Origin of the sequence: Staphylococcus sp. 11511212, from assembly GCF_011394755.1 — a bacterium.
GTDB classification, from domain to species: domain Bacteria; phylum Bacillota; class Bacilli; order Staphylococcales; family Staphylococcaceae; genus Staphylococcus; species Staphylococcus chromogenes.
Genome location: NZ_JAANBQ010000002.1, coordinates 154,747 through 176,511, shown reverse-complemented (window position 1 = coordinate 176,511; position 21,765 = coordinate 154,747). Strand labels below are relative to the sequence as shown.

23 protein-coding genes and 1 riboswitch are annotated in these 21,765 nt (G+C 40.1%); of the genes, 3 read left to right on the top strand and 20 right to left on the bottom strand.

Features of this window, described 5'->3' with window-relative positions; translation table 11 throughout:
• Positions 1–47: 47 nt before the first annotated feature.
• Both G8Y84_RS01165 and ppdK read right to left on the bottom strand, forming a co-directional pair.
• On the bottom strand, positions 48–854 hold the full coding sequence (locus G8Y84_RS01165) for a pyruvate, water dikinase regulatory protein (protein ID WP_103158727.1): 807 nt from the start codon (positions 852–854) through the stop codon (positions 48–50).
• 1 nt (position 855) lies between these two features.
• Entirely contained in the window at positions 856–3,480 is a 2,625-nt protein-coding gene (gene ppdK / locus G8Y84_RS01160) for a pyruvate, phosphate dikinase (protein ID WP_105996849.1), read from the bottom strand.
• Positions 3,481–3,692: 212 nt separating this feature from the next.
• Between ppdK and G8Y84_RS01155 the strand changes: the two genes are divergently transcribed.
• Complete coding sequence (locus G8Y84_RS01155; protein ID WP_105996850.1) at positions 3,693–4,544, top strand: NAD-dependent epimerase/dehydratase family protein; 852 nt, start codon at positions 3,693–3,695, stop codon at positions 4,542–4,544.
• A 382-nt stretch (positions 4,545–4,926) separates the two neighbouring features.
• Here G8Y84_RS01155 and G8Y84_RS11550 read toward each other — a convergent pair whose 3' ends face one another.
• The 4 genes from G8Y84_RS11550 to panB all read right to left on the bottom strand — a co-directional run bounded on the left by G8Y84_RS11550 (position 4,927) and on the right by panB (position 7,643).
• A complete protein-coding gene (locus G8Y84_RS11550; RefSeq protein ID WP_411756531.1) occupies positions 4,927–5,196 on the bottom strand; it encodes a DUF5079 family protein in 270 nt (89 codons plus the stop codon).
• Between the two features lie 404 nt (positions 5,197–5,600).
• Complete coding sequence (gene panD / locus G8Y84_RS01145) at positions 5,601–5,984, bottom strand: aspartate 1-decarboxylase (RefSeq protein ID WP_037575534.1); 384 nt, start codon at positions 5,982–5,984, stop codon at positions 5,601–5,603.
• Complete coding sequence (panC, locus tag G8Y84_RS01140) at positions 5,981–6,838, bottom strand: pantoate--beta-alanine ligase (RefSeq protein WP_103158714.1); 858 nt, start codon at positions 6,836–6,838, stop codon at positions 5,981–5,983. Before panC ends, panD begins: the two co-directional genes overlap by 4 nt.
• Positions 6,831–7,643 carry a 3-methyl-2-oxobutanoate hydroxymethyltransferase gene (gene panB / locus G8Y84_RS01135; RefSeq protein WP_103158715.1) on the bottom strand — a complete coding sequence of 271 codons (813 nt, stop codon included), beginning with the start codon at positions 7,641–7,643 and terminating at the stop codon, positions 6,831–6,833. The genes panC and panB overlap by 8 nt, the downstream gene beginning before the upstream one ends.
• A gap of 66 nt (positions 7,644–7,709) precedes the next feature.
• On the opposite strand from panB, the gene G8Y84_RS01130 reads away from it, so the two are divergent.
• On the top strand, positions 7,710–8,582 hold the full coding sequence (locus tag G8Y84_RS01130; RefSeq protein WP_105996851.1) for an oxidoreductase: 873 nt from the start codon (positions 7,710–7,712) through the stop codon (positions 8,580–8,582).
• A gap of 23 nt (positions 8,583–8,605) precedes the next feature.
• Here G8Y84_RS01130 and G8Y84_RS01125 read toward each other — a convergent pair whose 3' ends face one another.
• From G8Y84_RS01125 to cntK, 13 genes are all read right to left on the bottom strand, one after another.
• A complete protein-coding gene (locus G8Y84_RS01125) occupies positions 8,606–9,157 on the bottom strand; it encodes a hypothetical protein (protein ID WP_037575601.1) in 552 nt (183 codons plus the stop codon).
• 77 nt (positions 9,158–9,234) lie between these two features.
• Positions 9,235–9,423 (bottom strand): hypothetical protein, encoded by a 189-nt coding sequence (locus G8Y84_RS01120; RefSeq protein WP_037575523.1) that lies wholly within the window; start codon positions 9,421–9,423, stop codon positions 9,235–9,237.
• 27 nt (positions 9,424–9,450) lie between these two features.
• Positions 9,451–9,765, bottom strand: a complete 315-nt coding sequence (locus G8Y84_RS01115; protein WP_037575519.1) for a DMT family transporter — start codon at positions 9,763–9,765, stop codon at positions 9,451–9,453.
• The gene (locus G8Y84_RS01110; protein WP_037575517.1) at positions 9,766–10,086 is read right to left on the bottom strand and encodes a DMT family transporter; all 321 of its coding nucleotides are present in this window, start codon (positions 10,084–10,086) and stop codon (positions 9,766–9,768) included.
• Positions 10,087–10,135: 49 nt separating this feature from the next.
• Positions 10,136–10,240, bottom strand: a riboswitch (guanidine-I (ykkC/yxkD leader).
• A 684-nt stretch (positions 10,241–10,924) separates the two neighbouring features.
• Positions 10,925–12,136, bottom strand: a complete 1,212-nt coding sequence (cntE, locus tag G8Y84_RS01105) for a staphylopine family metallophore export MFS transporter CntE (RefSeq protein WP_037575515.1) — start codon at positions 12,134–12,136, stop codon at positions 10,925–10,927.
• Between the two features lie 14 nt (positions 12,137–12,150).
• Positions 12,151–12,888 (bottom strand): ABC transporter ATP-binding protein, encoded by a 738-nt coding sequence (locus tag G8Y84_RS01100; protein ID WP_165806058.1) that lies wholly within the window; start codon positions 12,886–12,888, stop codon positions 12,151–12,153.
• Positions 12,882–13,700, bottom strand: coding sequence for a staphylopine uptake ABC transporter ATP-binding protein CntD (cntD, locus tag G8Y84_RS01095; protein WP_105996852.1), 819 nt, complete (start codon positions 13,698–13,700; stop codon positions 12,882–12,884). Before cntD ends, G8Y84_RS01100 begins: the two co-directional genes overlap by 7 nt.
• Positions 13,697–14,563, bottom strand: a complete 867-nt coding sequence (cntC, locus tag G8Y84_RS01090) for a staphylopine uptake ABC transporter permease subunit CntC (protein ID WP_037575508.1) — start codon at positions 14,561–14,563, stop codon at positions 13,697–13,699. The genes cntD and cntC overlap by 4 nt, the downstream gene beginning before the upstream one ends.
• Positions 14,564–15,496 carry a nickel/cobalt ABC transporter permease gene (gene opp1B / locus G8Y84_RS01085; RefSeq protein WP_037575506.1) on the bottom strand — a complete coding sequence of 311 codons (933 nt, stop codon included), beginning with the start codon at positions 15,494–15,496 and terminating at the stop codon, positions 14,564–14,566.
• 12 nt (positions 15,497–15,508) lie between these two features.
• Positions 15,509–17,107, bottom strand: a complete 1,599-nt coding sequence (gene cntA, locus G8Y84_RS01080; RefSeq protein ID WP_105996853.1) for a staphylopine-dependent metal ABC transporter substrate-binding lipoprotein — start codon at positions 17,105–17,107, stop codon at positions 15,509–15,511.
• Positions 17,108–17,136: 29 nt separating this feature from the next.
• Positions 17,137–18,429: an opine metallophore biosynthesis dehydrogenase gene (locus G8Y84_RS01075; protein WP_105996854.1), complete on the bottom strand. Its 1,293-nt coding sequence runs from the start codon at positions 18,427–18,429 to the stop codon at positions 17,137–17,139.
• The gene (cntL, locus tag G8Y84_RS01070; RefSeq protein WP_037575500.1) at positions 18,426–19,253 is read right to left on the bottom strand and encodes a staphylopine biosynthesis enzyme CntL; all 828 of its coding nucleotides are present in this window, start codon (positions 19,251–19,253) and stop codon (positions 18,426–18,428) included. Before cntL ends, G8Y84_RS01075 begins: the two co-directional genes overlap by 4 nt.
• Positions 19,254–19,262: 9 nt before the next feature.
• Entirely contained in the window at positions 19,263–20,072 is an 810-nt protein-coding gene (cntK, locus tag G8Y84_RS01065; protein ID WP_105996855.1) for a histidine racemase CntK, read from the bottom strand.
• A gap of 251 nt (positions 20,073–20,323) precedes the next feature.
• Here cntK and G8Y84_RS01060 point away from each other — a divergent pair, with 251 nt between their 5' ends.
• Positions 20,324–20,881, top strand: a complete 558-nt coding sequence (locus G8Y84_RS01060; RefSeq protein ID WP_037575497.1) for a hypothetical protein — start codon at positions 20,324–20,326, stop codon at positions 20,879–20,881.
• 42 nt (positions 20,882–20,923) lie between these two features.
• On the opposite strand, the gene G8Y84_RS01055 is transcribed toward G8Y84_RS01060, so the two are convergent.
• Positions 20,924–21,607 (bottom strand): YjjG family noncanonical pyrimidine nucleotidase, encoded by a 684-nt coding sequence (locus G8Y84_RS01055; RefSeq protein WP_037575495.1) that lies wholly within the window; start codon positions 21,605–21,607, stop codon positions 20,924–20,926.
• Between the last annotated feature and the right edge of the window lie 158 nt (positions 21,608–21,765).

Sequence of the window (21,765 nt, the reverse complement as noted above, 5' to 3'; positions counted from 1 at the left end):
AAACAACGGCCTAAGCGTGGAGGCACTTAGACCGTTGATGCAATAGGTTATTGTAGAAATTTTTCAATGTAAAATGCGGACTCTTCGATTGAACGATATTCCGTATTGATAACGGTTGCGTTCAATCTTTCAAAAACTTCCTCGGCATAAGCAAGTTCTTTTTTGATACGTTCGAGATCATTGTAGTTGGCTTTACCTTTCATGCCCAATACTTTCACGCGTTCTGTGCGGATATTCATGATGTATTGGGGACTGGCAGTTAAACCAAACACTTTTAAGTTTCGATGTTTAAACACATCTTCTGGAATGCCCACCTCTGGCACGAGGGGAATATTCGCGATTTTATATCCTTTATTGGCTAAGTACATGCTGAGTGGGGTTTTAGATGTGCGTGAGACCCCAACAATCAGCGCATCCGCTTCACCGATGTCCGTAAAATGTTTGCCGTCATCGTACTTCACGGAGTATTCGATGGCATCGATACGTTTAAAATAATCGTCATCGAGCTTACGAATTCGTCCTGTTTCTTTTGCAGGTTCTAAATGTGTTTTCTCTTCAATTAATGCCATGAGGGGGGACATGTAATCGACGTACGGAATGCCATGCGCTTTCGCATAGGCTTGCCCTGCAGCGTTGTACTCTTCCGTCACGAGTGTTGTGACAACAATGGCTCCTTTTGTTTCCGCAAGCTTTAAGACATTTAACAATTCGTCTTCATTTTTGATAAAAGAAAACTTCTTAATTTCAATTTGCGTTAAATCTGGAAACTGGCTGATGACCGCATGAATCATGCGTTGTGCCGTTTCTCCAATCGAGTCCGACACCACAAAAATGGTAAGTTGCTTTTCTGTCACATTATCGCCCGCTTTCAACAACACTTTGAGCAGTCGCTAAAATCGCACCTGGTACACGGAATGGGGAACATGACACATAATCAAGATTCATCCCATTAAAGTGGTGAATCGATTTAGGGTCGCCGCCAAGCTCACCACACACCCCAATTTTAATGCTTGGCTTCGCTTGTTTTGCTTGATTGACCGCATTTTGAATCATCACGCCGACACCGTTCACATCAAGCGTTTGGAAAGGGTCAACTTCTAAGATGCCTCCTCGAATATAGTCATTAATAAACTTACCGGCATCGTCACGTGAGAACCCGTACGTTAATTGCGTTAAATCGTTGGTGCCGAAACTAAAGAAGTCACATTCTTTGGCGAGTGCACCTGCGACCATACAAGCACGTGGTGTTTCAATCATTGTGCCAATGAGATAGTTTAACGATTGTCCTGATTGCGCTTCGATGCCTTTAATGCTTTCCACAATTTGAGATTTTAGCGTCGTAAACTCTTCCACCGTTGACACAAGCGGAATCATAATCTCAGGTTGACACGCGATACCTTCTGCTTTTAATCGTGCAACGCTTGTCATGATGGCTTCTGATTGCATCACGTATAACTCTGGATACGTAATCGCTAAACGACAACCCCGGTGACCGAGCATCGGATTCGTTTCATGAAGCTCTACGATACGTTTATTTAATTTGTCTTCTGAAATGCCTAATTGCTGCGCGACATTTGTGACTTCTTCACCTGCTTTTGGTAAAAATTCGTGTAACGGTGGATCTAACAAGCGCACAATTGAAGGACGTTCGCCTGATAAACGGAAAATTTGTTCAAAATCTTCTGTTTGGTATTCACGTATTTGATTTAATGCTTGAATGCGTGTCTCTTCATCTGAAGATAGAATAAAACGACGCATTTCAACGAGACGTTCAGCACCAAAGAACATATGCTCCGTACGCACAAGTCCAATTCCTTTCGCATTAAATTGGTAACCTGCTTCAATATCTGGTTTTGTCTCCGCGTTCATACGCACATTTAGGCGCGCAATATCCTCTGCCCATCGCATAAATTGTTCAAATTCGTCACTATGCTCTGCGTTCGTTGTTTCAACTTCTCCAGCGTAAATATCACCATTCGCACCATCCACAGAAACAATATCCCCTTCGTGCAATGTGCCACCTGGATATGTGATTACCTTTTCAACTGTGTTAATCTCTAAATTTGAACAGCCTGTCACACAACATTTTCCCATGCCACGGGCAACAACCGCCGCATGAGAGGTCATGCCACCATGTGTTGTGACGATGGCTTCACTCGCAACCATGCCTTCGATATCTTCTGGTGATGTTTCAGGACGCATTAAGATGACGTTTTCCCCTTGTTCAGCGCGCGCTTTCGCTTCTTCTGCCGTAAACACAATGTGACCTACCGCGGCACCAGGACTTGCTGGTAAACCAGATTGCGATACAATTTCAGCATTTGCGAGTGCTTTTTCTTCAAATGTCGGATGGAGTAACGTATCAATCGACTTTACATCGACTTTGGTCATCGCTTCCTCTTTAGAAATAACACCCTCTTCTACGAGATCAACCGCAATTTTCATCGCTGCTTTCGCGGTACGTTTCCCATTACGCGTTTGTAAAATGTAGAGTTTTTCGTTTTCAATAGTAAACTCAATATCTTGCATATCTTTATAATGCGCTTCTAACTGTTCAGAAACCGCTACAAACTCTTGATGCACATGTGGCATTTGATCTTTTAACGTTTGAATATCTTTTGGCGTACGAATACCCGCCACCACATCTTCACCTTGTGCATTTAATAAATATTCACCAAATAGTTTCGCTTCTCCAGTGACTGGATTACGTGTAAACGCAACTCCTGTCCCACTTTGGTCACCACTATTTCCGAATACCATCTCTTGGACGTTCACAGCTGTCCCAATGTCATGCGGAATATCATTTAAATCACGGTACACACGCGCACGATCGTTATCCCAAGACTTAAATACCGCTTCAATAGCTTCCGTTAGTTGTTTTAACGGATCTTGAGGGAACGGTTTATACACTTCTTCTAAATAGACATCTTTATATTTTTCACAAATGGTTTTAAGACCTTCAGCAGGAATGTCTGCGTCCGTCTCATAGCCATGTTCTTTTTTATAGCCGTCAAAATATGTTTGGAACGCATGCATTGGAATGTTGTAGACAACTTCACCAAACATTTGAAGTAAACGACGATAACAGTCATAAGAAAAACGCGCGTCATTTGTTTTTTGCGCTAACTTTTCAACGTTGTCGTCATTGAGCCCTAAGTTTAAAATCGTGTCCATCATCCCTGGCATAGAAATTTTAGCCCCACTCCGTACAGAAACAAGAAGTAAATTTTGATCATCTGAGAACGCTTTACCTGTACGTGTTGAAAAAGCCGTTAATTGTTCTTTTAATTGGGTAATGACAGCTTCAGGAAGTGTCTCACCTTGTTTTAAGTATTCAATACACGCTTCTGTTGTAAGCGTAAAACCGTCAGGCACAGGTAAACCTAGGCGTTTCATTTCAGATAAGTTCGCCCCTTTACCTCCAAGCAAATCCTTCATGTCTTTTTGACCCTCATCAAAAGCATAAATGTATTTTGTCATACTGTTTCACCTCAAATAGTTTAATATGTCATACTAATAAATATGAGTATGTCACATTATTTTTGAAAACGCAACGAAAAATATATAAATTCTATAAAATTTATGACACAACGACACAAAACCGTCGCTTTTCTGTCCATAAATTATAGATTTTCCATGTATTTCGAAAAAAATAACGGGAATAATTAAAGATAGACAAAGGAGTGTATAGTATGGCAAATATATTTGTGACAGGCGCAACAGGTCTCATCGGCACCCGTTTAACCGAACGTTTAGTTCAAGAGGGACATCATGTGGCCGGCTTTACAACGTCAGAACGTGGAAGACAAAAATTAGAACACCTCGGCGCTGAAGGCTTTATAGGTAATATTCTTGATAAATCGACCATTGAAGCGGCCATTTCACGATTTCAACCCGATGTTATTATGCATCAAATTACAGACTTGAAAAATGTGGACATGGTTGCAAATACAAAAGTACGCATCGAAGGCACACGTCACCTTGTAGATGTGGCTGAAAAATATGGGGTGACGCACATCATTTCCCAAAGTTTAGCGTTTATGTATGCCCCTGGGGAAACACTCGCTGACGAAAACACGCCTCTAGATACAGCATCAGAGGGAGAGCGTAAAATTACTGTTGACGGTGTCATTGGCGTCGAAGAAGAAAGTGCACGTTTACCTCATTTCGTCGTTCTACGCTACGGGATGATGTATGGGCCCGGCACATGGTTTGGAAAAGACGGTATGATTTACAACCAATTTAAAGAAGGTAAAGTCACTCAATCAAAAGGTATAACCTCATTTGTTCATATCGATGATACAGTCGAAGCGGCCGTTCATGCTTTGACAATGCCATCAGGAATTTACAATGTGGTCGATGATGAACCGGTAGATGGCGAAACGTGGGCACAATGGTACTCCCAACAACTCAAAGTCGACCCCGAAATAGAGTACACAGAAGCAGCACCATTTGAACGTGGCGCCTCCAATTCAAAATACAAAACACAGGAAGGCACTTTACGCTATCCATCATGGAAAGACGGAATGCGCGATTTAAGCTAAAAAGCGAAGAGACAATAGTCAGCATAAAGACAGAAAAGGGTTGGGACATGCGGATGCCCCAACCCTTAAATGTATATCTATTTTTAATCACATTGAATATTCTGTTGTTACGGTTTAAAAAGATAAAGACATTATCTCCTATATTGCGGGATGAATGTAATTATGTCTTGTTATTTCCAACAGCCATATCTGGCGGGCCATTTCTTAATTCATCAGTGAAAAGTGCATAGTATAAAAATAATCTTATTAAAATTGCATCTATAGGTATTAGATTTACAATAACTAACCAAAAATAAACTTTTTCGTCTCCGATGTTAGGTGCAGTTAAACTGATATATTATTAGCCCAATACTAAATAACTTTAATAAAACCGCTAAAATATTTAGACTTGCTTTCGCATCATTGACAATAATATGAAACTCATTGATACAAAAAGTACGAGACCCAAAAATGAAATAAATATGGCTAATTGGACCCAAAGCCAATAATCAAATAAGTCCCAATGTGTATATGCATTGCCTAATATGTAGCCCACAGAAGTAGAAACTAATTGCATATAACCCACAAATAAATTAACTAATAAGTACCTCAACGCTGAGAGTACGTTCATTTTGATATTGTTGAAACTATCTTTTTCATAATAACGGCGCACGAGATAAGCCAAATACCAAGTGTCACATAAATAGTCATAGGCACTTCATCCCATGCTTGTGTGAACATCATTGCTAAAGTAAAAAAAATGCCTAGTAGTATCGGTACTGAACCCATAGGCAAGGAACTTAATAAAAACACCTTTTCTAGGCTACTAATTCTCTGAATTTGACTGGGGATAAGTAGCCTAGTTTTTGTTGAATTCTAAAATTATTATAATTCATATGTTGAATAACCTACTAATTTCATTTCTACTGCTTTCATTTTAGTTTCTACACTATAAGCAACTCGTTTCATAGAAAAAAACACCTCCGAATAAATTCATTTTAATATGAATTCAACGAAAGTGTTTTTATTTTGTTCCCATTTTTTGGGGTCGCTTCATAGCCTTCCATGGGGTCTCTTTTATACAATTACTGTTTGTTCTTTTTCTGTAATCATTTGTTCAATTTCATTGTTTTCATTCATTACAGCGACTTTTGGAGAATGTGTCAATAACTCGTTTTCATCTAGTTGCACATACGTCATAATAATTACGACATCTCCAACTTCTACCAGTCGAGACGCGGCACCATTTAAACAAATTTGCCCGCCACCTCTTTTGCCAGCGATGACATAGGTTTCAAATCGCGCACCATTATTGTTGTTCACGATTGCTACTTTTTCATTAGGCAAAATATCCACCGCATCCAATATATCTTGATCAATCGTGATGCTCCCGACATAATTTAAGTTTGATTCTGTCACGCGCGCACGATGAATTTTACTGTTCATCATTGTTCTTATCATTTTTCTTCATCTCCAATAATAATATTATCTATTAAACGTGCTTTAGAAAATTTTACAGCTAAAGAGATGAAAATCTGACCAGAAATACGGGTTTGTTGGACTAACTCTGGATAACTGTAGACTGCTACTTCTTCAATGGCACCATCTGTATGGGTTTTGAGATATTCTGTCACTTTCTCAATGATGATGTCACTTTGACGTTCTCCATCTTTATATAATGTATTCGCGAGTTGTAAACTTTTGTATAGATGCGGGGCTTGTTGGCGCTCGTCTTCGGTTAAATAAACATTTCTCGAACTTCTCGCAAGTCCGTCACGTTCACGTACAATGTCGACACCTTGAATAACAATAGGGTGGTTCATTTCTTTGACCATTTGTTCAATGATGGCCAACTGTTGTGCATCTTTTTTTCCGAAATACGCTACATGGGGTTGAACAATGTTGAAGAGTTTATTGACCACCGTCACCACACCCTCAAAATGTCCCGGTCGCTTTGCCCCTTCTAACACGGAAGCCAGTCGTCCTACATTTAAAGTAATTTCTAATGAGTGAGGGTACATCTCTTCGACACTTGGATAAAAAACATAATCGACACCGATTTTTTGTGCGGCTGCCACATCTTGATCGATTTGTCTCGGATAGGCGTCGAAATCTTCATTTGGACCAAATTGTAAGGGATTAACAAAAACACTGATGACCGTGATATCGTTATATTCAATGGACTGACGCATCATTGTTAAGTGACCTTCATGAAGCGCCCCCATCGTTGGCACAAAGCCAATACTTTTCCCTTCTAAACGCAATCGAGTCGTTAATTTTTGCATTTCTTGAATCGTTGTTATTACTTTAGTCATTGAATTCACCCATAATTTGTTTTTGATACATGTAGGCATCTGATGGAAAATCGCCTGCTTTGACTTCTTGATGATAATGTTTTAACGCATCAATGCCCGTTGAAAAATCACCATATTGTTTAACGAATTTCGCGTGGCGGTCAACGCCATAATTTAACATGTCATGATAGACGAGTACTTGGCCGTCTGTATTTTTCCCTGCACCAATGCCTATCACTGGAATCGACAACTGCTCTGTGATGACTTTAGCCAAATCGCTCGGAATCGCTTCAAGCACAAGTGCAACGGCTCCTGCTTGTTCTACTGCTTTAGCGTCCTCAATCAGTTGTGTCGCAGCTGCTTTTGTGGCCCCTTGCATTTTGTACCCTAAAATTCCGACACTTTGTGGTGTTAATCCAAGATGTGACACGATTGGAATCCCCATTTGTGTCGCTTGTTGAATGAATGGGGTTAAATGTGCGCCTTCCACTTTGAGAGCGTTGCCATGACTTTGTTGATAGAGGCGTACCGCGTGACGGATATCTGTCGCAGCGTCTATTCCAACAGAACCAAAAGGCATGTCTACCACAACAAAGGTGTTTGGCGCCCCACGTCTCACCGCGCGACTATGATGCAACATATCCTCCAATGTCACATCTACCGTACTTTCATAGCCGAGTACCGTCATACCGAGCGAATCTCCAACTAAAATGATATCGATTTCAGCCGCTTCCACTTGTTTAGCGCTCGGATAATCATAGGCCGTCACCATCGTGATTTTTTCTTTATCTCGTTTCATCTGTTGTAACTGACTTAATGTTTTCAACGTACTCACCCTTTTTTGATATACTTTATGATAAGTATATCTGATTCAAATAAAGGAGCAACTGATATGACTACTTTAGCAATTATTGGTCCTGGCGCAGTGGGTACCTCCCTCGCACATGCGCTCGAAAATTGCGCGCTAGACGTTGATCTTTTAGGTCGACGCGATGAAACACTTACTTTTCATGAGTACGCCACTTCAGAAACACATACCATCAAAGTGAAAGCACTTCAAAATACGAAAAAACGTTATGATTGGCTGATGATTGCGGTTAAAACGACACAACTGGATGCGATTTTACCTGATATTACGCGTTTGATTCATCCAAATACACGAATTATCCTTGCGCAAAATGGCTACGGACAACATCAAAAAATCTCGCACCCTCATGTCTATCCTGCCGTCGTTTATATTAGTGGACAAAAAGAGGCGCAACAAGTCACCCATTTTCGTGACTACCGCCTTCTTATCCAACAAAATCCTTCAACACAAGCACTTCAAGATATCGTGAAACCTTCCCAATTGGATTTGCGACTTGAATCTGATATTGACACTCACATCTGGTACAAATTACTTGTCAATTTAGGTATTAACTCCGTCACCGCATTAGCAAGAGAGACCGCCAAAGTACTCCAAGATGATGCTATGACAGAGTTGTGCCGTCATTTAATAGAAGAAGGGCGACAAGTAGCACAGGCAGAAGGCATTGATTTTGCGCCATCTTTAGTTGAGGACATCATGCACATCTATGCTGGATATCCTGATGATATGGGAACAAGTATGTACTATGATTTAATGCATCAACGCCCTTTAGAAGTTGAAAATATTCAAGGGTATCTTTATCAGTGTGCGATTAAGCATCAATTAAACACACCGCATCTCGCAATGGCTTATACACTTTTACATTACGAACATCAAAAAGCACAAACGTCTATTTAACTTTGACGTTTGTGCTTTTTGCGTTACATTTTATCTTTTTCTACCGTTTGAATAAATTGAAGTTCGTAAACTTCACGGTCTTGATAACTGTTAAATTGGTCGATTTTTCCTTTTAAATAAATTGTTTGGCGTTTTCGACTTGCGTTATGCTTAAACTGAATTTTAATTTTCAGATTTGATTCATAACCATTTTGACGTATCGTGCTTTCTAACTCTTTAAACACTTGCTTGTTGATGGGCAACATATACCCTTCTTTGCTCGGTAAAATGCTGGCATATTTCTCTTGCAAAATATCATCTTCGTCTACATAAATCGCAATTTGCAGTTCCTTTGCTGCGCCAGCCCCCATATTATATAACTTTAAAAAGTCATCGCCTAATTGTTCATTATCTCGATCTGTTGTATTTCTCAATGTCAATCCATCACTGTCACGTGTCATGAGGATTTGATTAAATCCGAGTGCAGGTAGGAAACTCATTTTCATTTGGTACAGTTGTATCGACACTGAAACAAAGTAGAATAACGCCATAATAAAAGTACCAACCGAACCCACGGCAGATAATATATTGATGATACTCATCTCATACCTCCTTCATGTGAAAAGTTAGCCTTTGTGTTATTCCACGGTGTTCATTTTTCAAACGCTAACGTTTAGCGATGTTGACCGAGAAAATCTTTCGGCATCATTGGATGCATTGTCCATGTTAGTAGTAATCCTAATAACACAGCAACTATCACGGTATTCATCCAATCAAAACCATGTCCTAAAACAGCCAATACCGTTAACACTAAAAATCCTAAAACACTCAAAATAAGCCATGATCCTATAAATTTCATCATCTTTATCTTCCTTTCTATTGCTTCTCATTAACTTAATAATTTTAAACCTATCGTGCACGCTAAAATGACAAAAATACACGCTAAACGGAGTGCATTTTTACTTTCACCATAAAACAAAATCCCGACTAAGGCGCCTCCAACAGCTCCAATTCCAGTCCATACAGCATACCCCGTACTCATCGGAATAGATTGAAGTGCCAACGACAAAGTTGAAAAACTAAGCACAAAAGTAAGCGCGACCGCTAAAATTGCCCACTTTTTCTTTTGTACGGCATACATATTCATAAAAACGACACCTAGCATCTCAAATGCTCCTGCTAAAATCAATATGAGCCAAGCCATTTAGTTCGCCTCCTCTGTCGTCGCCATTTTCAAACCAATCACTCCTAAGAGCAGGATGAAAATCAATAAAATCTTTATGAAGTTAAACGGTTCTCCAAATATTATGAAATCCATGAGGGTCACTCCCGATGTTCCTAAACCTACAAACGTCGCATACGCCGTCCCGACCGGAAGATGTTTCGTCGCATTGAGTAACAGTACAAAACTAAGCGTGATGGCAACAACTGTCAGCAGCCACTCTAAAGGAGTGGTCGCATGCGTCAATCCAACGACCCATCCTACTTCAAAAATCGCGCCTACAATCACTTTCAACCAGTTCACGTTTCATCTCCTCCCAATAAAAGAACCTGAGAGACTTATGTATACATAAATCTCCCAGGCTTTTGTCCTTCCGTGTCATGTGAAGAGCGTTTCACATGGGTTTTCTCTCGGACCAGACTATTCAACTGAATACGGAACCCTAGAAAACATTAACATCTATTCAATTTATTTAACATTATATAGCGTAACACACTCCATTTCACGTGTAAACTAAGTGAAACACAACACTAAAATAGCACGTCCTATAAAAAGACATATAAGATGCCTATCTGTCCTTTTTGGAAAAGTTTTTGAACATATAGAGAAAAAGTTAAATAATTTGAGCATTTTTAATTTGTTTCTAATGTTCATGTTTTATAATCATTACATGTTAGAAATTGAAAATGCTCGACTGTCTATCATTTTCCAAGTTTTGATACAGACAATCCTAATTATTTCAATTTCTAACAGCAATAATCCTCTTAGCACGTGCTATTAGTGTAGGCCGGAACCCCACTTCCGGTCTTTTTTAGTGTGCTCGTCTTACTAATATACCCTGTTTAGGTGCATTTTTTCAATCTTTCTCTATGTTTTTTAATAATTTATCATATTTTGTAGATTTTTAAGTGACGCAAAAGAAAAATATACATTGAATATAACCTTTTTTTATCGATGAATTTTTGAATGATTCTTTAATAAAACACTTATGCGTTCCGTTTCCCGAATAATATGAAGGACGATGTAGCATAAAAACGAGCAATGATGACAAATATTCACCATTGCTCATAGAAATTTCTATATTTAAAATGTTTCATTCATTAGGGGGTGTTCTCAAAACTTCTTTTTGAACATTTCTTTATTATGAAACTCGTGTTGACTCGGTTTTATCGATAAATCGTGCGCGGCGTTCTATACAAAAGAGGGTTGTTGTCAGTAGCATGATCCCACAAATGAAGTACATGACTGCATAGTTTGTAAGGTCGGCAATCGGACCCATTAACGCGGAACCTAAGGAAACTCCTAAATCCGCTGTTGCAATAAATAAACCGAGCAACATGTTGCGTCCATATTTAGGCAGTTTGAAACTTAAGAATGAGGTCAGTGTGGGATAAATCAAGGCTTGGGCAATTCCAATTAATACGGCACTCACATAGAGGACAAGTGACCCAATCGTGTGCCCTACTGCAATACCCAATACTGCAAGTGTGAGTAAACTCATCACTTTTACCATAAATCCTACATGCCAACGTCCGTCAGAAGGAATATACTGTCGCAAGTAAAATCGTGCTAAAACGACGGTAATCGCTTGAATCGCAAGGAAAAGTCCCGCGTGGCCAACACCGTATGTCTGCGTATATAATACGATGAATGTTGCGACGGCACCAAACCCAATAGACGCCACTAACATAACTAATCCTGCTTTAAATAAAAATTCGTTTTTGAAAAATTGTAAAAAAACGGAGACAGGACCATAAGGAAGCGTCTCTTTCTTTTGGGGTTGAGGCTCATCCTGAACGTTTGTGTCTAACGTTGCGCTAAAACCAAATACCCCTGTCGTCACTGCAATGATAATCATCGCAACAGCAAAATAACTCATGTTATCCATTTGCCAGATACCCACTGCAATAAGCGGTCCGATGACCCCTGGTATGTATGAAAATAGCGAATACAAGGAAATCCCTTGCGCACGGTCTTCCTCAGGGAGGGCGTCAATGATTCCAATTTGTAAAGCCATAGAGAAAAAGGCCGTACAGACCCCTTGCATTACCCGGGAAATAAAGTAACCTTCTAACCCCGTAAAGCCATACATGATGAGGGCAATGCCGTTAATCACTAGGATGAGTCTTAAAATTTTGATAGGTCCGATGTTCGCAATCACATGGCCTGCCCACGGACGAAAGAGCATAGCTGTTAACATGTAGGCCCCCATAACGATACCAATCGTTGTATTCGTCGCGCCAAAGTCATGCCCCTTTAACGGGATCATCACATTAAGGATTGCATTTGCACTAAAGAAAAATAGCGCTAATATATAAAGCCTTAAAAAAGGCCAAGCAAGCGCGCCTTTCATTACGTCGCCTCCTATTATATAAGTTGTTTTTCAAGCAACGCCCGCGTATATTCGTGTTGTGCTTCATGAATGCGGTGTTTGGATAACGTTTCTTGGACCTCACCTTCTTTGAAAATCAGTAAACGGTCACATAAATACGTGGCTGCTTGAATATCATGGGTAATGAAAATATAACTGAGCTGATATTCTTCTCGTAAACAAACTAATAAATCTAATATTTGCGTTTGGATAGACATATCCAACGCACTAATCGCTTCATCTAGTACCAAATAATCTGGTTTTGTGCTAATGGCCCGGGCAATCGCTACACGTTGTGCTTCTCCACCAGACATCATTTGAGGATAACGTTTGAGAAAACTTTCATCGAGTCCGACCTCTTCAAGTAAACGAATCATTTCCTCTTGGCGTGCTTCTGCTGATAAATTCAATTGTTTGAGTGGCTCTTTCAAAATTTGTTCTACATTAAAGTATGGATGTAATGACGATTTGTAATTTTGAAAAACCGCACTCATTTGTCCTTGTCGCACGTCCCGTCGACAAACACATTGACCGTTAATTTCGACACGTCCATGATTCGGTTTTTCAATGCCAAGAATCATGCGACCAAGCGTGGATTTTCCGCTGCCACTTTCACCAATGATGCCAATACTTTCTCCTTTAGCACATGAGAAACAGACTCCTTTCACCACTTCTCGGTATCGACGCAAGCCTTTATCACGATAAGATTTTTTCACATCTTGAACACTTAGCATGGACGGTCATCCCTCACTTTTTCAAAATACGACGTCAATTTTTGACGGGCATTCACAAGATATTGTGTATACGCATGTTGCGGGTGGTCTAAAACGTCTTTTACCGGTCCATACTCAATCACATCGCCATTTTTCATTACGAGCACATCATCCGCAATATGTTTAACGACCGCTAAATCATGTGAGATGAAAATCATGGCACACCCGACCGCTTCTTTAATATGTTGAAATTCTTTTAACACTTCATATTGGGTAATAACATCTAGCGCCGTTGTCGGTTCATCTGCAATGATCAACTCCGGCTTTAATGCAAGCGCCACCACAATCATCAAACGTTGTAGCATACCTCCAGACAATTCATGTGGATACGCTTGCATAATCCGCTTGAAATCATGTAACCCAAGCATATCAAAATATTTTTTCAGTAAGGCTTGTTGCTCTGCTTTTTGCGTAATATGATGACTTTTTAATATCGTACGCATCTGATAACCAAGCGTAAATGATGGATTGAAGGCCGTTCCGCCTTGTTGCATAATCATCGCAATCTCTTGACCACGGATGCGCCGTAATTGTGCTTCAGTTTGGTCTAATAAAGAAATGTCGTTAAAAAGGGCTTTACCACTCATATTAATGTTCGGTTCATTCAATCCGAGCAGGGCTTTACACGTAATAGATTTGCCGCTGCCACTTTCACCGATAATCGCCAGTATTCTACCTTTTTCCAATGTGAATGAACAGTGATGCACAAGCACCTGGTTCGTATGGCCATCGATGAGCGTTAATTTTTGGACATCTAAAATCGGTGAACTCATGACATCACTCCTCTTTTCACACGTTGTTTTACTTGTTGTTTCGATAGCTTTGGATCAACCGCAATTTGAATGGCATCTGATAAGAAATTAAAAGCAAGGACAATCACAATAATGGCTATTCCAGGCGCAAACATCAGCTCTGGATGACTGAACATCACTTTGCGGGCCTCATTCATCATCATGCCCCATTCCGCAGTAGGCGCTTTCACACCTAACCCTAAAAATGAGAAACCTGAAATTTGTAAAATCATCGACACCATTGAACTTGAAGAGATAACGGCAATATCCGCTAAAGTGAGCGGTAAAATATGCGTCACAATAATGCGTGTATGGGATAAACCAATGGCACGCGCAAATTTTACGTCATCAGAGTCACGATACTGCATGACACTTGTTCTAATGATGCGACAAAACCATGCCCAACGCGTAATGATAAATGCGACGAAAATACTTTTTAAACCAATACCGAGGACGCCAATTAAAGCGAGCGTCATCACATATGTCGGAAATGACAACATAATATCACAAGCACGCATTAAACAAGTATCCACCCACTTGCCAAAGTATCCTGCGATAAAACCTAGCACCATACCGATGAAAACGGCACAAAGGAGTGCAGCAAGTACTAACATTAGACTTGGGCGAATCGCATAAATCAGACGGGTTAAGATGTCTCGCCCTAAATGATCCGTCCCTAGCCAATGCGCAAGGGACATCCCTGCAAATTTATTTTGAATGTCGACAGCAGTAGGCGTATAGGGCGTTACAAAAGGCGCACAAATGCCTAATACGAGATACAAGCCAATCACAAAGAGCGCGAATTTTGCGCCGCGATCTTGCCATAAACGTTGAAGGACTATCATTTAACCGCCCTCCCTTAACTTAGGATTGAGCCACATATTAATGATATCTGCCAACGTATTCAATAAGATGAATAAGACAGAAATGATTAAGACGTAAGCTTGAATGATCGGAAAATCTTGTTCCATCACGGCCTTGACGCTCAGTTGTCCCATGCCTGGCCAAGCAAAGATATTTTCAATCACGACAGAGCCTCCCAAAATAATGGGAATAGACATACAAAAGATAGAGACCACCACTTGCATCGCATTACGAATGACTTGGAGGACAATCGTTGGAAAGCCAACCCCCATCGCACGTGCATACAACACATAATCTTGATCAAGTTGTTGAATCATTGCGCTTCTCACATTTCTAAAATAAATGCCAATGTAACCGAGAGAAATCGTTAATACCGGTAATACATAACTTTCTGGACCAGTTAAACCTGAGGTCGGCAATAAGTTCATACGCACAGAGACGTAAATAATTAACATCGCCGCTAACCAGTAAGACGGAATCGCTGTTAATACAAACGCCACGCTACGTGTGACACGGTCAAACCATGTCCCACGTAACAAGGCAGTGAGTGTCCCAAGCAAGAGAGACATCGTAATAATCACTGCACTTGAAACGAGCGTCAGTTTCAGCGTATTGAAGAATGCAGGCCACACACGTGTGCTCACTTCGTCACCCGTCACAAAACTTTGTCCAAATTTGAACTGTAACGCGTCTTTTAGCCATTCCCAATATTGCACGAGAAAAGGGTCATTCAGACCATACTTCGCTCGTGTTTCCTCAATAAGGCTTTGTGTAATATTCGGCACTTCTTGCGCATGTAAAATAACAACGGCTGGATCTTCATTGGATAGCCTAGTTAAAGCAAATGTAAGAAAACTGATGATAAGGAGCAAAGGCAGGGTCAGTAATAACCGTTTAACGATACTGTATCCCATGGTGTCACATCCCTATTTGTAATCCATTTGTTCAAATGGTAATTCGTATTGTGATTGTTTAAATGTAATGCCTTTTAAATCTTTAGGTGCAATAACCGTCATTTTCCCGTGTGAAATTGGGATAAAAATGGCTTCGTCGTGCACTGTCGTTAAAATGTCATGATACTTTTTATCTTGTTCTTTCGCATCTTGCGTTTTTAATGCGTCATCAATGTTTTGGTATAACGCTTCTTTATTGTCGATACCTGATGTGGCAGATTTATATCCAGTGTCTGCTTTAAACGCTGAAATTGTGCTTTGTGGGTCATATTGTAAGCCCCATGTTTGGTTGAATAATAAATCATAATCTCCTGATGTACGGCGTTCTGCAATTTTGTCTGAAGTTTCACCCACAATGTGTAATTTCATGCCAATTTCTTCTGCTTTCGCTTGGATAAATTCAGCTTCTTGTTTTTGAGAATTCGAGTTGTTGTCGTAATATAATTTCATTTCTAACTTTTGACCGTCTTTTTGACGCAACTCCCCTTTTTTCTCTTGTTTCCAACCGGCTTCATCTAAAGTTTTAGCCGCTTTGTTTAAATCAAATTGACGTTCAGGTAAATCGATATCTGCGTGAGGCACGTTTTTAGAGAACAACGTCTGTGCTGGTTTTTCAGTTTTATCTAAAATTTTATCTGAGATGCTCTTTTGATCCACACTTTGCCATAACGCTAAACGCACCGCTTTGTCTTGGGCTGGGCTGTCTTTTTTCCCAGAGTTCGCAACAATCATTTTTGTATTCATCGGTTGGCTGCGTTTTAATGCGTAATCACCTGAATCTGTAAGTTGTTTTACCGCTTCATTATCAATATTGTCTGCACCGCGGTCATCCGTAAACGCAAAGTTGACTTCCCCTTTTTGTAACGCTAAGAAAGAAGTTTCGCCTGCTGGTAATACTTTTGCGACAATACTTTTCAGTTTAGGCGTACCACCCCAATAGTCCTCATTACGTTCGAATGTCGCACTTTCATCTTTTTGATGAGCTTTTAATTTGTATGGACCTGTACCACTGAACGTTTTCAATCCCTCTTTCGTCCCGCCATTTTTAAATGCTTTTGGAGAAACAAACACATAAGGTCGTGTCATCGCAAGCTCTTCTAACGTCGCGTTGTAAGGTTCTTTTAATGTTAAGACAAAAGTATGGTCATCTTTGACTTCCGTTTTATCGATAATCGTTGATAATTTAATCCATGAATGAAGTGACTTGTTTGCTTGAACTGCGTCAAAGTTCTTTTTCACTGCTTCTGCGTTAAAGGGTGTGCCATCATGGAATTTAACTCTTTCACGTAAATGGAACGTGTACGTTTTACCGTCTTCAGAGACCTCCCATGACTTTGCGAGCAGAGGTTGAATGCCTTTTTGTGTATTATCTACTAATGATTCGTACACCATCCCTTGCGCTGACATCGATCCACCGTAGACGTGGGGGTTCATATCCCCAATGTCTTTAGAAGTGGCGTACGTAATATTTTTGTCTTCCTTCTTTTGTTCAAGTGCCTTCGTATTGCCACAAGCGGCTAATACCACGAGTGTCGTTAATGCTAAAATAAACCATTTGAATGTCTGTTTCATGCTCTTATTCCTTTCATTCCATTTTTTCCTTAGTGCGCGTTTAGTCCTTGTTGAATACAGGCCATATCGTCTTCAAACGCTTGTGGAAAAAATTGCTGTGATTTCTTTAAATGCGGTTGCTCGGAGTTAAACTGTTGAAGCGCTGTTTCATAGCGACTGAGTAAAACATCAATCATCGGTGTTTCAATATTGAGTGTACGGCCGAGGCCTTGTATGATTTTTGTTCGGTAATAATCTTCATACGGCATGCGTGGTATTTCCCATATACCTGCTTGGTTTTGACTAATTTTCCGGAAAGGGACGGCAGAAAAATCATCATAAAAACCTTGCACGTCCGGTGTAGAAAAAGGATCAATCAATATTCCCGTATAACGTACATACAATAAATACTCTTGCTCAATGGCAGGAAATGATTCAAATTGTGCAATACGTGACGTATCCATCGTTTCAGGACGTAAGGGGTAGTTTTCTTCCACCATAAAGCGCAATAAATTCAACGGTTGAACGTCCATTGCTTGTAAAATGGCGGAAATCTCTTGCCACATCTCTCTCATTTCATGAATCAAATCCATCGTAATTGGGCCTTCTGGATATAACTTGTAAACGTAAAAAGGCACCTTTGTTCCGTAAAATATCGCCTGTAACGCATGTGTGTTCATAAAAAGTGCTGGATGCACATATAACGAACTGTTGCGTGATTCAGCCTCGATAGCATCCGACACACACGTAATCGGCAAATCAATTTGTGCGAAAAGTTGCGCTAAACACGTCATCCATGCTGACGACGCCTGTGAAGAACCAAGATACAAATGTTTCTTTAATCCCATCGTCATCACTTCATGCGGGTGATCCGCATTCGTCACTCGTGTATCACCTAAATACGTCGAACAACTTATGACTTCCACATTCGGTTGTATAGTCTGAAGCGCGGCGCGTACAATTAAGTTCGAGCCCATCGTCGGTGACACGAGCAATACACTTTCAACCTGTTGTAACACGCTATCAGGCAATTGTCGTAATGTAGCGGTGTAGGCATCAGCAGTACACGCTAACACGAGCAAATCAAATGTCCCCTCAACCGCCTCATACGATGGGAAAACGTTACTTGGGGTCATTTCACCGGTCAATTTGAGGTGTTGCTCATTTTGAACCGTTGCTTTAACATATCCTGCCTGACGCACTGCATCGACAAATTGTTTTGAACGCATAGAGACGTGGCTCCGACTGACAAAGGCCACTTCAGCTTGAAGATAGCGATGAAAAAGTACCCCTAACTGTACTGCCACAGGGCCTGTCCCCATGATTAAAATACGCGTCTTCATGCGCCCACACCTTTCACTACATCTGCTTTTTGATATAAGGCAATATCGAAAATTTGATTTGGCTGAATGACTTCATCGACACACACCCATTGATGTGCGTTTGTCTCTCGCTTCGGATAATTAAAAATCGATTTTAAGTCATTGCCATAACGCATTGACACTACAGTCTCTGGACCTGTGAGTGCATACAGTTGTGCTAAAATATCGTATTTCACTGGGACGGTCGAGCTAAAAATGACGTGCGTCACTTCTTGAATTTGTGGCAGTTGATCGACCGTCGCCTGATACAATTCGATCGAGGCTTGCGGCGCTAAATCGGCCACAATTTGACGGCCATATTCAATCGCTTCTGCATCAATATCAATACCAATCACTTTAGCCCCCGTTTCTTTCGCTATTTGAATGGGGGTCATCGGAAATGCACCGGAGCCGACTAACAAGACCGTATCATTCGCAGTGATAGCGAATTGACCAAATTCTTCCTGAATACAATGTTCAATGTTTTGAAAATACGTCGTTTCAGTCGCTTCGCCTAAAATGTGACGTTTCGCACGTAAAACTTCCATTAATTTCACACATTTGGCTGTAATATCGGCAAGGGCTGGCACAATGCTTGGTGGGTGGGCTTGTGTCTGCTGCCAATCATGAAAACGCGTCGTATTGTTTTCATTTAATATGTATCGACTGAACACATCGACTTCGCGTTCAAGCTCTGAAATTGATTCAAAATTAAGGGCAACTTTTTGATAATGTGCCACAAAATTCCGATAAAACGTTGCAAGTTCTAGTTCCATTTCTGTCTCGAGTTGGATATTTTGTGTCATAATACTCTCCTATTCTATATAAGCCATCCCCGTCGCGACGGTTTTAACGTTTCCCCTTATTGAAATGTGTATCTTCTCCTTAAGCGTTACATAGGTGCGCAATGCCCCACCCGGTTGATGTACAATGACATCCGTTTGCCCCTTTGCTTCGTGCAAGGCTTCAAATACGCCGATAGAACCTGTGCCCGAGCCACAACTTTGTTCCCAAATCACACTGCCAAGTTCAGGCACATAAATGAGTGGATACAATTGACGTTTCGAAACGTGATACAGCAGTATCCCCACCGTTTTAAAATGATTCGGCCACACTTCAGAGGTGACGAATGCTTCCACTTGTTGACGCATCCTTTCATCATAAATTGTTATTGGAACAACAAAATGACAATAAGAGGCATACTCAATTTTTAACGCATCGACATTTTCATCACCTAAATGTACAGAGATCCATTCATAACTTAAAGGTGGCGGTAACGTCGCCTCATAATCCCCTAATCCATGAATCACGCAAGTCGTCGGTTCTGTCACCCCTGAAACTTGAAGGGATAACTGACCCTCCTCGACCCACTGACGCTCTTTCAAGTAATGCAACATCGATAATGTCGCATTACCACAAAACTCATTGCCACTCATACGTAAATGGTAGAGATCGTTTCCTGATTGTGGCTTCAAAATAAAGCCCACCTGTTCACAACAAACATGTGACGTTCGCATTAACTGATTCGCAATCCTCACATAGTCCGTGCAATCATGTTCAGAATCTACTAACACCGTCATATTTCCAGACGGATTAAATTTAGAAAAATGAACAATATCTTTCATCAACTAATCTCCTTTGAAAAGCAATTGTTCAATGTACAAATCGTAATGATAACGATTTAAGAACATAATACTTATTTTAAATAGTTCTGTCAATAGTGATAATCATTATCAATTAAACAAATAAATGAATTTCGAATCTTTTTCTTCTATATCATGAGAAAGCTAGAAAATGTGAAAATTTGATGACACAATGTAAAGAAAACATAGTAAAATAATGTAGAACAATATAAAAGAGCGAAGGGGATATCGTAATGAGAAAAGCACTATCTATTTTTTCAATTTTGACAATGGCTTTTGCACTCACTGCATGTGGGGCAGAAGAGGAGAAAAAAAGTCAAAAAGAGGACAAAACAAAAACTGAAGTTTCTGATAAACATAAGGAAAAATCTAAAGAAAATAAGAAAAAAGAAAAAGAAGAAAATAAAACACAAGCTAATGAAGTCACTACTAACACTGATAACTCCGCAAATCAAGTCACTCAAGAAACTAGTGAGACTACTGATAATACTACAAATCAAGGCGCTCAAGAAGCTGCGGTGAGTAACCAAAATAATATGTCTACTCAAGCACCACAACAAAATCAAAATGACATCTCTCAGGCTTCATCTAACTATAATCAAGAAACACAAGCTAATGGTAAGATTGATTTAAACAGTATGCCTGCGACTGATTTCACAACTGAAGGGATGTCACCACAAGCTCAAAAAGAAATTGAGGATTTGACTTATCAAAAAGATTTTCAAGGATTGCCTCAAGAAGAATATAATAATCGTGTCTCAGATATTATGAATCGTGAAAATGGCTATTAAAAATAGGCAAGAAGCTCTTGATTGAGTTTCTTGCCTTTCATTTTACAGAATCTGTTGAATATCTTTCATTGATTTCAAAGTATAAGTCGGTGTAATTGGCGTGTTATTCTCCACATTGCGATGGTTATACCAAACGGTATCTATACCTCCATTCATCCCACCTTGAATGTCAGAGGTGAGAGAATCACCGATAATGATAAAATCTTGTTTTTGAAATTCTGGCATCGTTTTATAAACGATATCGAAAAAATCTTTACTCGGCTTTTGTGTCCCCATCTCATCAGAAACAAACAAATGGGCGATATAATTCATTAAATCTGTTTGGGCAATACGCCGTTTTTGCGTGTCTGTTACACCATTCGTCACAATGGCTAGCGTATACTTCGTCTTTAAATAATCTAGCGCCGCTTCCACACCGTCAAGCCACTTAATTTGTGCCGTCGCTAAACCATCACGAAAAGTAACATCCGCTTGATGCCCGTCGACCTCCATCTCATAATACTTAAATGTTTCAATAAATCGATGACTTAACACTTCTGCTTTTGTAATCTCTCCACGTTGGAATGCTTCCCAATGCGCTTGATTGATTTTTTTAAACATCTCATAATCCCTTTTATGCGTAGGCACGTTATAGTGATCCATCAAATAAGCGTACGCTTGAACCTCCGCATCATGAAAATCTACCAACGTATCATCAAAATCAAGTAAAACTACCTTGTAACTCATTATGGCCACTCCCGTTACTTCGTCATTTAGCGCTATTGTAACAGAAAAAACGTATTAAAATGAAGTCTGCTCTCTAAAGCACCATTATAGTCTTCAAGAGTCAAAGTCATCCTCCCCTTTTCTCATTCATAGTATACTGTACAATATAGAAAAAGAAA